We start from the raw sequence: 13,156 nt of genomic DNA, 5'->3' as shown, positions 1-13,156 counted from the left end.
CGGCCCCGTCAGCGGTTGTAGAAATCGACGGGGTGCGGCGTGTATGGCGTTCCAGAGCCCAGAAAGCGCCGCGTGATTTCGCGCCCGCGCTCCGTGGCCGCGGCCTGCCGCGCCTGCTCCAGCGATACGGCGCGATCCTGCGTGAGCTGCAAGCGTTGCGTCTGGATCGACTGCTTGGCCTGCAGGGCCAGCAACTGGTTCATGGCCTGCATCGCTTGCAGCGCGCCCACGGCCGATTGGCTCTTACCCACGAGGTCAGCCAGCACGGCCTCGTCATCCTTGAGGTTCTGCGAGGCCTGGGCCTGCATCTGCATCGCGGTCTGCAGGCTGGTGAGCGTGTTCTTCCAGCGTTCCTGCGTGTCCCGGTACATCTGGTCGCCGCTCACGGTGGCAGCGTACTGCTCGGGATACAGGCGCTTGAACTCCTTGTCCATGTTCGTCACGTCGTAGGCCAGGCCCTTGGCCTGGTCGATCAGCCGCTGGGTCAACGCCAGGTTGGCGCGCAACTGACCGACCACGCTGGATGGCAAGCTCGCCAGGTTGCGCGCCTGGTTCTCCAACATCTTGGCCTCGTTCTGCAACTGCTTGATCTGGTTGTAGAGCTGCTGCAGCGTCTGGATGGCCGTCAGCATGTTCTGCACGAAGTTGGACGGATCGAACACGATGAGGGCCGCCGCGGGCTGGGCGAACATCAGGGAGCCGGTCAGGACGGCGGCGATTGCGGCGGGAAGGATGCGGGTTTTCATGGTGAGTTCTCCTGCGGGTGGGAAGGAAACGAGGACAGCAGTTCGGCGGCCCAATGCAGGCCGCGATGGCGCAGCCAGGTGGCCGCGAACGGGGTGGAAGCGGAAGATGTGGAGGTGGTGGCGGCAGCGAGCACCGCGTCGATGTCGCGCTGGTCTTGCGGCGTGGACGCACCCGCGAAGGCCAAGGTCGCGGCGCCCAGGTCGAGGTCGAACAGGCGATTGCCGAGACGCGACTGGTAGTAGTAGTCCCGCTTGGGCTGTGCAGTCGCCACGATCTCGATCTGGCGGCTGTTGAGCCCGAAGCCTTCGTAGATCGTGCGAATCTGCGGCTCGGTCGCCTGCGGGTTGGGCAGGAAGATGCGGCTCGCGCAGCTCTCGATGATGGCCGGCGCGATGCTCGAATCCTTGATGTCCGCCAGGCTCTGCGTGGCAAAGATGACGCTGACGTTCTTCTTCCTGAGCGTCTTGAGCCACTGGCGGATGTGCGCCGCAAACACCGGGTCATCGAGAAACAGCCACGCTTCGTCGAGGATCAGCAGCGTCGGCGCACCGTCAAAGCGTTCATCGAAGCGCGCAAAGAGGTAATGCAGCACGGCCATGACAGCGGCCTTGCTGTGCATCAGTTCCTCCATCTCGAAGCACTGCACGGAACCAGCGCCCAGGCGATCCGAATCCGCATCCAGCAACTTGCCGTGTGCGCCACCTAGCACATAGGGCGCCAGCGCTTGCCGCAGTGCGTTCGATTGCAGCAAGACGGAAAGCCCGGTCATCGTGCGCTGCTCCAGCGGAGCACCGGCGAGACTGCCGAGTGCCGACCAGATGGCCACCTTCTCGTCGGGGCCGACCGCGACACCCTCATGCCGCAAGCGGCCTTCGAGCCATTCGGCCGCCCAGGTGCGATAGCCCTCGCGGTCGATGCGGGCGAGCGGCTGGAAGGCAATTTCTCCATCCGTGCCCAGGTCGTAGTGCTCGCCGCCCAGGCCCAGGATGGTGGCGCGCATCGAGCGCCCCATGTCGAAGGCGAAGATGCGCGAGCCGCGATAACGACGGAACTGCATCGCCAAGGTGGCGAGCAAGACCGACTTGCCCATGCCCGTGGGGCCGGCCACCAAGGTATGGCCCACGTCGCCAATGTGCGTCACCAGCCGGAACGGCGTTGCCCCCTCGGTGCGCGTGACGATCAGCGGCGGGCCGTCGAGGTGGTCGTTCTTCTCCGGCCCGGCCCATACGGCGGACACCGGCATCAGATGTGCCAGATTCAGCGTCGAGATGATGGGCTGGCGCACGTTCGCGTAGGCGTGCCCCGGAATCGACGATAGCCAGGCATCCACGGCATTGAGCGTTTCGGGGATCGTCACAAAGCCGCGCCCCTGGATGACGCGTTCCACCATGCGCAGCTTCTCATCGGCCTTCGCCGGGTCGGCATCGAGCACCGTCACCGTGGTGGTGACATAGCCGAAGGCCACTTGGTCGCTGCCCAGCTCCTGCAACGCCGCATCGGCATCCGCCGATTTTTTGCTCGCGTCGGTATCGACCAGCGGGGTTTCCTGCTGGAAGATGGTTTCGCGCAGCAATGCGATGACGTTCTTGCGCTTGGCGAACCATTGGCGGCGCAGGCGGGAAAGCTCCTTTTCCGCATCGGCTTTGTCGAGGCACAGGAACCGGGTTGACCAGCGATACGCAAAGCCGAGGCGGTTGAGGTCATCCAGAATCCCCGGCCAGGTCGAGGTCGGGAAGCCGCGCACCGTCGCCACGCGCAGGTGCTGATCGCCCAGCATGGGCGCCAGCCCGCCAATGAGCGCGGAATCGGCCAGCAGCGCATCGAGATGGAATGGCACTTCCGGCACACCGACGCGATAGCACCGCGTGGAGATGGTCGAGTGCAGGTAGGTCAGCGTCTGGCTGTCATCGAGCCACGCGATCTCCGGCATCACGCCATCGAGCAGGTCAAAGATGCGATCCGTTTCCGCGACGAAGGCCGTCAGGCGCTCGCGCCAGTCCACGCCTTCGGTCGGACGGTTCTCGTAGAGCAGGCCCGCCGCGCGGGCGCGTGCCTCCTCGGGCGGCAGATACATCAGCGTCAGGTGGTAGCCGCTCTCGAAGTGGTTGCCCGAGTCCTGGAAGGCGGCGCGGCGTTCCTCGTCTACCAGCCACGACAGCGGCTCGGGAAACTCCGAGTGCGGGTAGTTGGCGGCGGGCCGGCGCTCGGCTTCGATGAACAAGGCCCAGCCCGAACCCAGCCTGCGCAACGCGTTGTTCAATCGTGCTGACGTAGAGATCAGCTCGCCCTGCGTGGCACTGTCGAGGTCGGGGCCACGAAAGCGCGCCGTGCGCTGGAACGAGCCATCCTTGTTCAGCACGACGCCCGGCGCAACCAGCCCGGCCCAGGGCAGCCAGTCGGCCAGCAATGCGGGCCGCTGGCGGTATTCGGCAAGGTTCAGCATGGCATTCCCCTCACACGTCCAGCAGCGGCCGGTGCTTGATGTGGCGGGCGAAGACCTGCATGAACTGCGGATCGACGCGCGCGCCCCAAACCGCCAGCGCATGACCGACGATCCAGAGCACCACGCCGGGAATCCACATCTGCAAGCCCAGGCCCACGGCAGCGGCCAAGGTGCCGTTGGTGATGGCCACGGTGCGCGGAGCGCCGCCCATCAAAATCGGCTCGGTCAGCGAGCGATGCAGCGGCACCTCAAAGCCGGGAGCGAAGCCCTGCACGCCATCGTGGGCCGCGTTCATACGACGGCCCCGCCCGAGAAGCTGAAGAACGACAGGAAGAACGAGGACGCGGCAAACGCGATCGACAGACCGAAGACGATCTGGATCAGCTTGCGGAACCCGCCCGAGGTATCGCCGAAGGCCAGCGCCAGGCCCGTGGCGATGATGATGATGACCGCGATGATCCGGGCCACCGGCCCCTGGATGGATTCGAGGATGGATTGCAGCGGCCCTTCCCAGGGCATCGAGGAACCCGCGGCCTGGGCGGTGCCCGCAAGCAGCAGCATCAGCGCCGCGAGCATCAAGCCTTGCATGGCCGGGCGAGCCAGGTTATCCAGCCGCGCGGGCCGGCGAAGAGGATTTGCGGAAGTACGGAAAGCAGGAACGATCATCTGCGTCATGGCAGTTCTCCAGAGTGGTCAGGGGACGGGGAGGAAAGGTCGGACTGCGGCAGCAGCTCCGGGAATGGAGCCTCCAGTGCATCCGCCAGTTGGTAGCCCACGCCATCGAAGCCGACGACGCGGGCGATGCTCTCGATGCGGCGCTTGCGCCCGCGCCCGGCGATGTGGATGACCACATTGACCGCTTCCGCGATCAGCGCACGGGGCGGGTTCACCGCCACTTCGAGAATCAGTTGCTCCAGGCGCAGCAATGCGCCCAGCGCGGAGCCGGCGTGGATGGTGGCGACGCCGCCTGGATGGCCGGTGCCCCAGACCTTGATGAGATCCAGCGCCTCGGCGCCGCGCACCTCGCCGACGACGACACGATCCGGGCGCAGGCGCATCGAAGACCGCACCAGCTCGGTCATGGACACCACGCCCTGGCGTGTGCGCAGCGGTACGTGGTCGCGGGCTGCGCATTGCAGCTCCACCGTGTCTTCGAGCACCAGCACGCGGTCGCCGGTGGCGGCGATCTCGGCCAGCAACGCATTGGCCAGGGTGGTCTTGCCGGTACTCGTCCCACCGGCGATCAGGATGTTCTGGCGCTCGCGCACAGCGCGCACCAGCAGGCCCGCCTGTGCGGCGGTCATCATCCCGTCCTCGATGTAGCGCGACAACGGGATCACGCCGAAGGCGCGCTTGCGCAGCGCGAAGGCTGGCCCCGGTGCAGCGGGCGGCAGGATGCCCTCGAAGCGTTCGCCGGTTTCCGGCAGCTCGGCTGTCAGCAGTGGCTGACCCCGATGCACTTCGGCGCCGACGTGGGCAGCCACGAGGCGGATGATGCGTTCGCCATCGGCCTCGGACAGCTCCACGCCCATCGGCGCGCGGCCCGTGGACAGGCGATCCACCCAGAGCGTCCGGTCGGGATTGAGCATGATTTCCACCACGTCCGGGTCTTCGAGCGCGGCAGCGATCAGCGGCCCCATTGCCGTGCGCAGCATCTGGATGCGGCGATCCAGCGATGTGGCCGTGAAGGAGGAAGGAACGGCGCTCATGAGGCTCGCTCCTGTGCTTCGGCCGTGTCCGCCATCCGCATCGGATCGGGATTCAGTTCGTCCACCACGTCGCGCACCAGACTGCGCCCACGCAGCAGGTGGCGGCCAAGCTGTTCGACAAACTGCTCGAAGCGGGCCTTACCCTGGGCGCGGGCGGCGTCCTGATGGGCCTCGGGAACAGGTGTGCTGACGGTCAGGAAGTAGCGGATGAACAGCGCCAGCGTTTCGATGGCAATGTTCTGGTCGCGCTCCAGGCGCTCGGCGTGGCGCGACAGGCGATCCAGTCGCTTGGCGATGGCGGCTTCGCGCTGGTCGCCAGCGTCGGGCGACAGCCACGATGCAAGCGCTGCCGCGACGATGCTGGACTTGGACACGCCCTTGGCGGCGGCCAGTTCGTCGAGCCGCCTGGCGTGCTCGGGCTGGATGAAGAGATTCAAGCGGTGCTGACTCATAGCGCGATTCCGTCGTCAGGGTCGAGGGATGCCAGCCGGGCCGTGCGCTGCAGGGCCGGGTCGAGCTGGCGCGGGAGGGAGACCGAAAGAGGCAAAGGCATGTCGTCGTCATCGAGCAGCCCGAGGTCGGCTGCGGGCGCAACCAGGTCGGGGTCGTAGGCGACGGTCTCGGAGAGTTCGGGCTGACGGCGCGGGCCGCCGTCATCGGTCGAACCCAGGTGCTCCAGGCCATCGGCCGATGCCGCGGCCGGTGCGACGGGCACGGCGGGAATCGCCAGCCCACTCCAGTCATCCGCACGGGCCGGCGGCACGTCGGCATAGCGCCCCGCGGCGAGCACCGGCGGCGGCAGCACCCGTCGCTTGAAGTTGGCGTCCGCGTAGTAGCGCAGCTTCCTGGCCTTGATCGGCGCCACGCTGGAGACCATCACCACCGCCTCGTCGGGCGGTAGCTGCATGACTTCGCCGGCCGTCAGCAGCGGGCGGGCTGTCTCCTGCCGTGACACCATGAGGTGCCCCAGCCAGGGCGCGAGCCGATGGCCGGCATAGTTGCGCTGCGCGCGCAGTTCGGTGGCGGTTCCCAGTGTCTCGGATATCCGCTTGGCGGTGCGCTCATCGTTGGTGGCGAAGGTCACGCGCACATGGCAGTTGTCCAGGATCGAATGGTTCTGGCCGTAGGCCTTATCGATCTGGTTCAGGCTCTGCGCGATCAGGAAGCTGCGGATGCCGTAGCCCGCCATGAAGGCCAGCGCCGTCTCGAAGAAATCCAGCCGCCCGAGCGCGGGGAATTCATCGAGCATCAGCAGCAGCTTGTGGCGGCGCTCGATGCCATCGGAGCCGTCAAGCGATTCGGTGAGGCGTCGCCCGATCTGGTTGAGGATCAGGCGGATCAGCGGCTTCGTCCGCGAAATGTCCGAAGGCGGCACCACCAAGTACAGCGACACCGGATGCTCGGCCGCGATCAGGTCAGCGATGCGCCAGTCGCAGCGCGACGTGACTTCGGCCACCGTAGGGTCGCGGTAGAGGCCCAAGAACGACATGGCCGTGGACAGCACGCCCGAGCGCTCGTTGTCGCTCTTGTTGAGCACTTCGCGCGCCGCTGAAGCCACCACCGGATGCGGGCCACCACCCTCCTCATTCACGAGGTGGGGCGTGGTCATCATGCGGTGCAAGGTCAGATCGAATGGGCAGGCAGGATCGGAAAGGAAGTTCGCCACGCCGCGCAGCGTCTTGTCTTCGCCCGCGTAGAGCACATGCAGGATGGCTCCAACCAGCAGCGCATGCGAAGTCTTCTCCCAGTGGTTGCGCCGCTCCAGTGCGCCTTCTGGATCGACCAGGATGTCCGCGATGTTCTGCACGTCGCGCACCTCATGCCCGCCGCGCCGCACTTCGAGCAGCGGGTTGTAGGCCGCCGACTGGCTATCCGTCGGGTTGAACAGCAGGCAGTGCGAGAAGCGCGAACGCCAACCTGCGGTAATGCTCCAGTTCTCGCCCTTGATGTCGTGGATGACGGCGGATGCGGGCCACGACAGCAGGGTCGGCACCACTAGGCCCACACCCTTGCCCGAGCGGGTGGGCGCGAAGGTCAGGACGTGTTCCGGGCCTTCATGGCGCAGGTACTGCTGGCGATGCAGGCCGAGGAACACGCCCGCGGACTGGTCAAGGCCCGCTTTGTGAATGTCCTCCGCGTTGGCCCAGCGCGCAGAGCCATAGGTCGTGACCAGCTTGGACTGGCGCGAGCGCCAGATCGACATGCCGATGGCGACCAGCACCGCGAACAGGCCACTGCCCGCTGCAATGACCCCGCCCACGTCGAAGACATGCGGCGCGTAGGCATCGAAGAAGAACCACCACTCGAACAGGCGCCACGGGTGATAGACCGGCGTGCCGAGGAAATCGAACCACGGCGATCCCAGGCGTAGCTGGTACCCCAGAGCCGCTGCCGTCCATTGCGTGGCGCTCCACACTCCGGCGATCACGATGCCGAATACGACGGCAATCTGACCGAACAGCACGTTCGTCCCTTGCATGATCCTGCCTCCGAGAACGGCACAACAACGTGCCGCCCCTATCAGGATCAATGCCATAGGGAGTACCGGTCAAAGACTGAAATCGCCGGGATTAAGGCTTAAAAAGCCATAGTTCTTGCTGTGGCGAAGACAATAAAAATGCCGCAGGCACAAAGGCGCTGCGGCGTATCGAGGTAACAGTGCGCAAGCTGTCGCAGAAGCGCGACGCCGGTGCGCCTTGCGTGGGCTACGGGGCTTTCTTCTGCTCCGGCCTGTCGCCGAAGAAGCGCCGTTCGGCGGCTGCGGCTGCGCGCATGCAAAGTTCATCGCCGATCTTCGCGCGATCTTCCTTGCATTGGCGCTGGATTTCCTTGATGCGTGCGGGGTTCGCCACCAGCTCATCCACTGTCTCTGTAGGATTGGCAGGACCACAGGCCGTCATCACAACGGCAATCACGGACATCACGATTTTGTTCATGGCGAGCGTCCTTTGGATTTCGGATTCACGAATCGGTCACGTTATCGGCACCAGCCGAATCCATGGTGACGACACGTTGAATGAACCGGGTCAGCATCGGTGACGGTTCAGTATCTCGACGCAGCAGATAAGTTGTCAGCATGGGTGGCGTTCCCGCCAACTGACGGGCCTTGACTCCAGGCTCTTTACTGGATGCGATATGCGCTGCACCTGCCAGACCAACCGCCAGTCCTGCGGATACCAGGGCCATCATCACGTCGAAGGTGGCAACGCGCTGGAGGATCTGCAACTCCTCGTCCCGCTTCTGCAGGATGCGGTCTATCTGGCGAGTATGCCCCTGGCATGCGGCCGGGTCGCCGAGCACCAACCGTTGCTGCAACACCATCTCCAGCGGAATGCGCCGGTGCTCCAGCAAGGGGTGGCGCAAAGACAGCGCCACCATCAATTCGTCATCCCACGCGGGAGTCGTCACGATGCCGTCGCCTACCTCGTCCGCCATAGACAAGCCCGCGTCGTACAGGTCTTCTTGCAAGCCTCTGATCTGCTGATCCAGTGGTACCTCGAACAGGCGGATTTCTACTTCGGGCTCTTCCTCGCGGCTACGGGCCAGCAAGGCAGGCAGCCGCGATGGCGTGATACCGTCGGACAGGGCAATGCGCAACTGGCCATGAAACCCACTGGCGGCCGATTTCGCACCATCGCGCGCTTGTTCCAGTGCCTCAAAGATACGTGGAACCCGCTCCAGAAATACTTTGCCGGCATGAGTCAGTCGAATGTTGCGTGTGGTACGGGTGAATAGCTTTGCTCCTAGTTCGTCTTCCAGATCTTTGATGGCACGGGATAGAGGTGACTGATCCATATGCAGTTTTTCTGCAGCCCGAGCAAAGTGAAGCTCCTCGGCGACCGTGAGAAAGTAGCGTAAATGTCTAAGCTCCATTGGAAAATTTTCCATTCCTGCGACACGCAAGCCCCCCCCGGATTCTTGGGACTTTGAAGGCGGAGAATACCGGTCGTAATGCCGATGTACCAATATATCGAGCCTGTAAGTCGTTGTCGGCGAGTTAGCGACTGAGTGCGATTACTACAAGACCCGCTTCATTGAACTAGTGGTACCTTGTTGACAATCGAAGATGGTCTGAATAGCACATTTGATTCCGCCATGGTTGATGGATCGATAGCAGCAATTTCGGTAAAACAGGGATTCAATATACTCGGCACTTCTTGGCTATCGCAACTTGCCGCGCCTGCCTCAAGGGCCGCTCGCAGTTCGAACAAATACTGGCGCAGCAAGGCCATAGTCATGCTCCTATTTAGATAATTGCTGTCATCTCCGGCACGGCGGCAAACAGGTCCGCCTCCAGCCCGTAGTCGGCCACCGAGAAGATCGGTGCCTCCGGGTCCTTGTTGATCGCCACGATCACCTTGGAGTCCTTCATGCCCGCCAGGTGCTGGATGGCGCCCGAGATGCCGCAGGCGATGTACAGCTGCGGCGCCACGATCTTGCCGGTCTGGCCGACCTGCAGGTCGTTGGGGGCGTAGCCCGCGTCCACCGCGGCGCGGCTGGCACCGATGGCGGCGCCCAGCTTGTCGGCCAGCGGGGTGATGACTTCCTTGAACTTCTCTTCGCTGCCCAGCGCCCGGCCACCCGAGACGATGATCTTGGCGGCCGTCAGCTCGGGACGGTCGCTCTTGACGATCTCGGAACCCACGAAACTGCTCTTGCCGGAGTCGGCGACGGCGGCGACGGTCTCGACCGCTGCTGCGCCACCGGTGGCGGACGCGGCGTCGAAGCCAGTGCCGCGCACGGTGATGACCTTGGTGGCGTCGCCCGATTGCACGGTGGCGATGGCGTTGCCGGCGTAGATGGGGCGCTCGAAGGTGTCGGGGCCGTCGACCTTGGTGATGTCGCTGATCTGCGCCACGTCGAGCTTGGCGGCCACGCGGGGGGCCACGTTCTTGCCGCCGGCGGTGGCTGGGAACAGGATGTGGCTGTAGTTGCCCGCGATGGCCAGCACCTGGGCGGCGATGTTCTCGGCCAGGCCGTGCTTCAGGCTCGCGCCGTCGGCGTGGATGACCTTGGCGACGCCAGCGATCTGGGCGGCGGCGGCAGCGGCGGCGGCGGCGTTCTCGCCGGCGACGAGCACGTGCACGTCACCGACGCAGGCCTTGGCGGCCGTGACGGTGTTGAGGGTGGCGCTCTTGATGCTTGCGTTGTCGTGATCTGCAATAACGAGTGCGGTCATGGCTGGTGTCCTTTCGATGTTGTTGTGATGAGCCTTAGATGACCTTGGCTTCGTTCTTGAGCTTGTCAATGAGGGTGGCCGCGTCGGGCACCTTGACTCCGGCGCCGCGCTTGGGCGGCTCGCTGACCTTCAGCGTCTTGATGCGGGGTGCCACGTCCACGCCCAGTTCCTCGGGCTTGAAGGTGTCCAGCTGTTTCTTCTTGGCCTTCATGATGTTGGGCAGCGTGACGTAGCGCGGCTCGTTCAGGCGCAGGTCGGTGGTGATGACCGCAGGTATGTTCAGCGCCAGGGTTTCGAGGCCGCCGTCCACTTCGCGGGTCACGTTCACCTTGTCGCCAGCGATCTCGACCTTGGAGGCGAAGGTGGCTTGCGGCAGGTCGGCCAGCGCCGCCAGCATCTGACCCGTCTGGTTGCAGTCGTCGTCGATGGCCTGCTTGCCCAGGATCACGAGGCCGGGCTGTTCCTTTTCGATCAGAGCCTTGAGCAGCTTGGCCACGGCCAGCGGCTGCAGTTCTTCATTGGTCTCGACCAGGATGCCGCGGTCGGCGCCGATGGCCATGGCAGTGCGCAGCGTTTCCTGGCACTGGGCCACGCCGCAGGAGACGGCGATCACTTCGGTGACCACGCCTTTTTCTTTCAGGCGCACGGCTTCCTCAACAGCAATCTCGTCGAAGGGGTTCATGCTCATCTTGACGTTGGCGATGTCCACGCCGCTGCCGTCGGACTTCACACGCACCTTGACGTTGTAGTCCACCACGCGTTTTACGGATACGAGAATTTTCATGAGAGGATTTCCTATTGAGGTTCAGGCCACCGAGGGCATGGCCTGGAGCTCGCTTGCTGCGCGCTGCGCACGCGAAGTGATCATCACCGTTGCCTCGCCCTCGATGACTACGGTGTCCTTGACTCGGCAGACCGTGGACAGCACTGCCCGTGCCTTGGCCACCTCCACCGACAGTACGGTGACCGCGGCATGAACGGTGTCGCCCGGTTTGACAGGCACCTTGAAGCGCAATTGCTGCCCCAGATAGACCGTACCTGGCCCCGGCAGCCGGTTTGCGACCGCTGCAGAAATCACGCTGGCCGTCAGAAAGCCGTGCGCGATGCGTGCGCCAAATCGCGTCGTGGCCGCGAACTCTTCGTTGAGATGTACCGCATTGGTATCGCCGGAGACGCCAGCAAACATCACGATGTCCGCTTCGGTAATGGTCTTCGAGAAGCAGGCGTTCATGCCCGGCTGCAGATCCTCGACGTCGTAGCCATTCAGGTCGTTCATCGTCTATATCTCTCAGAGCTGGTCGTCCGACAATGCCAACGTGCTGGCCGCGCCATGGACCACGATGTCGCGCAGCGCGGAGGCCTCCACCAGGATGTGCGTCGCATAGTGGCTGGCCGTGATGCGCTTGGCCCGCAGAAAGCCCGCATCGCTGGAATCCGCCGCCAACTGCGCCGTGGCGGCTTCGGCCATGCGCGCCGACAGCCAGCCACCGATCACGGTGCCCGCCAATCGCAGGAAAGGCACCGCCCCCGCGGCGCAGTCCTGCGGCTGCGCGTCACTGTGGGCCAGCTGCCAGTCAGCCCCGTCCTCCAGAGCCCGAACTGCTCTCATCAACGCGTCGCCGATGGACGAGAGCTCCGGGTCGCGCGCATCCATCAACTGGCGCGCATCGCTGTCGATACGTGTCAACAAGCCCTTCAGCGTGCGTCCCCCCTCGCGTGCCAGCTTGCGGCCGATCAGGTCGTTGGCCTGGATGCCGGTGGTACCTTCATAGATCGTCGTGATGCGGGCATCGCGGAAGTACTGCGCGGCCCCGGTTTCCTCGATATAGCCCATGCCGCCATGAATCTGCAGGCCATCGGAGGTGATGCCCTGTGCGCTGTCGGTGCACCAGCCTTTGACCACAGGCGTCAGCAGGCCAACCAGGGCCTGTGCCTGCGCGCGCTCCTGCGCATCGGGGTGTCCGGCGACGCGGTCCATCTGGCCGGCACAGAAATAGGCCAGCGCGCGCATGGCCTCGGTGCGCGCCTTCATGTCCATCAGCATGCGCCGCACGTCGGGGTGGCCAGCGATGGTGCTGCTGCCGGCCAGCGCCGGCTTGCCCTGCACGCGCTCGAGCGCATAGGCCCGGGCATGCTGGTAGGCACGCTCGGAAACGCCCACGCCCTCCAGCCCGACGTTCAGCCGTGCGTGGTTCATCATGGTGAACATGCACGCCAGCCCCTGGTGCGGCTCGCCGACGAGATAACCGATCGCGCCCCCGTTGTCGCCGAAAGTCATAGAGGCCGTGGGGCTGCCGTGGATGCCCAGCTTGTGCTCGATCGAGGTGCAGGCCAGGTCGTTGCGTTCGCCCAGGGAGCCGTCGTCATTGACCAGGAACTTCGGGCACAGAAACAGCGAGATGCCTTTCACGCCCGGCGGCGCATCGGGCAGCCGGGCAAGCACCAAGTGCACGATGTTCTCGGTCATGTCGTGCTCGCCCCAGGTGATGAAGATCTTGTTGCCGCTGATGCGGTAGTGATCCCCCTCGGGCACGGCGCGGCTGCGCAGCGCGGCCAGATCGGATCCGGCCTGCGGCTCGGTGAGATTCATGGTGCCGGTCCAGCGGCCGGCGACCATGGGCTCCAGAAAGCGCTGCTTGAGCGCCTCGCTGCCGTGGTGGGCAATCGCCTCCACGGCACCGAGCGTGAGCATCTGGCACAGGCTGAAGGCCAGGTTGGACGATTTCCACATCTCCAGCACGGCGGTGGACACCAGCGTGGGCAGTCCTTGACCGCCCCACTCTGTGGAGGCCGGCATTCCAATCCAGCCGTTCTCGCAGAAGCTGGACCAGGCCTCGCGAAAGCCATCGGCGGGCGTGACCTCGCCATCGTGCCAGCGCGCGCCCTGCACATCGCCCGTACGGTTGAGTGAATCCAGCACGCCGGCGGCATAGTGGGCTGCCTCCTGCAGGATGGCCTCGACCAGGTCGGGTGTGGTCTCTTCATGGCCGGGCTGGGCGCAGATCGCTTCCAGGCCTCCGACTTCCTTCATCGTGAACAGCATGTCGCGCAAGGGCGCGGTATAGACAGACATGGCGG

14 protein-coding genes are annotated in these 13,156 nt (G+C 64.8%); all 14 read right to left on the bottom strand.

All coding sequences use genetic code 11. From position 1 onward, the window contains the following. Positions 1-8 precede the first annotated feature (8 nt). Complete coding sequence (gene trbJ, locus ACWTPI_RS03445) at positions 9-746, bottom strand: P-type conjugative transfer protein TrbJ (protein WP_008642622.1); 738 nt, start codon at positions 744-746, stop codon at positions 9-11. Continuing rightward, positions 743-3,190, bottom strand: coding sequence for a conjugal transfer protein TrbE (trbE, locus tag ACWTPI_RS03440; RefSeq protein ID WP_008642621.1), 2,448 nt, complete (start codon positions 3,188-3,190; stop codon positions 743-745). Before trbE ends, trbJ begins: the two co-directional genes overlap by 4 nt. Positions 3,191-3,200: 10 nt before the next feature. Further along, positions 3,201-3,485 carry a VirB3 family type IV secretion system protein gene (locus ACWTPI_RS03435; protein WP_008642620.1) on the bottom strand — a complete coding sequence of 95 codons (285 nt, stop codon included), beginning with the start codon at positions 3,483-3,485 and terminating at the stop codon, positions 3,201-3,203. Beyond that, positions 3,482-3,865 (bottom strand): TrbC/VirB2 family protein, encoded by a 384-nt coding sequence (locus tag ACWTPI_RS03430; RefSeq protein ID WP_008642619.1) that lies wholly within the window; start codon positions 3,863-3,865, stop codon positions 3,482-3,484. Before ACWTPI_RS03430 ends, ACWTPI_RS03435 begins: the two co-directional genes overlap by 4 nt. Then, positions 3,862-4,899 (bottom strand): P-type conjugative transfer ATPase TrbB, encoded by a 1,038-nt coding sequence (gene trbB / locus ACWTPI_RS03425; protein WP_008642618.1) that lies wholly within the window; start codon positions 4,897-4,899, stop codon positions 3,862-3,864. Before trbB ends, ACWTPI_RS03430 begins: the two co-directional genes overlap by 4 nt. Beyond that, positions 4,896-5,351, bottom strand: a complete 456-nt coding sequence (locus ACWTPI_RS03420; RefSeq protein WP_008642617.1) for a ribbon-helix-helix protein, CopG family — start codon at positions 5,349-5,351, stop codon at positions 4,896-4,898. The genes trbB and ACWTPI_RS03420 overlap by 4 nt, the downstream gene beginning before the upstream one ends. Then, on the bottom strand, positions 5,348-7,378 hold the full coding sequence (locus ACWTPI_RS03415; protein WP_008642616.1) for a conjugal transfer protein TraG: 2,031 nt from the start codon (positions 7,376-7,378) through the stop codon (positions 5,348-5,350). Before ACWTPI_RS03415 ends, ACWTPI_RS03420 begins: the two co-directional genes overlap by 4 nt. Positions 7,379-7,604: 226 nt before the next feature. Beyond that, positions 7,605-7,835 (bottom strand): EexN family lipoprotein, encoded by a 231-nt coding sequence (locus ACWTPI_RS03410; protein WP_008642615.1) that lies wholly within the window; start codon positions 7,833-7,835, stop codon positions 7,605-7,607. Positions 7,836-7,860: 25 nt separating this feature from the next. Beyond that, the gene (locus tag ACWTPI_RS03405; RefSeq protein ID WP_008642614.1) at positions 7,861-8,772 is read right to left on the bottom strand and encodes a LysR family transcriptional regulator; all 912 of its coding nucleotides are present in this window, start codon (positions 8,770-8,772) and stop codon (positions 7,861-7,863) included. A gap of 158 nt (positions 8,773-8,930) precedes the next feature. Continuing rightward, positions 8,931-9,131: a hypothetical protein gene (locus tag ACWTPI_RS03400; protein ID WP_124988613.1), complete on the bottom strand. Its 201-nt coding sequence runs from the start codon at positions 9,129-9,131 to the stop codon at positions 8,931-8,933. Between the two features lie 14 nt (positions 9,132-9,145). Beyond that, positions 9,146-10,078 carry an electron transfer flavoprotein subunit alpha/FixB family protein gene (locus ACWTPI_RS03395; RefSeq protein ID WP_008642612.1) on the bottom strand — a complete coding sequence of 311 codons (933 nt, stop codon included), beginning with the start codon at positions 10,076-10,078 and terminating at the stop codon, positions 9,146-9,148. Between the two features lie 34 nt (positions 10,079-10,112). Then, positions 10,113-10,862 (bottom strand): electron transfer flavoprotein subunit beta/FixA family protein, encoded by a 750-nt coding sequence (locus ACWTPI_RS03390; protein ID WP_008642611.1) that lies wholly within the window; start codon positions 10,860-10,862, stop codon positions 10,113-10,115. A 21-nt stretch (positions 10,863-10,883) separates the two neighbouring features. Continuing rightward, positions 10,884-11,354, bottom strand: coding sequence for a MaoC family dehydratase (locus ACWTPI_RS03385; protein WP_008642609.1), 471 nt, complete (start codon positions 11,352-11,354; stop codon positions 10,884-10,886). Positions 11,355-11,366: 12 nt separating this feature from the next. Continuing rightward, on the bottom strand, positions 11,367-13,151 hold the full coding sequence (locus ACWTPI_RS03380; RefSeq protein ID WP_034201270.1) for an acyl-CoA dehydrogenase: 1,785 nt from the start codon (positions 13,149-13,151) through the stop codon (positions 11,367-11,369). Positions 13,152-13,156: the final 5 nt, after the last annotated feature.

The organism is Cupriavidus ulmosensis (genome assembly GCF_977008105.1).
This window is presented reverse-complemented; position numbering and strand designations above follow the sequence as displayed.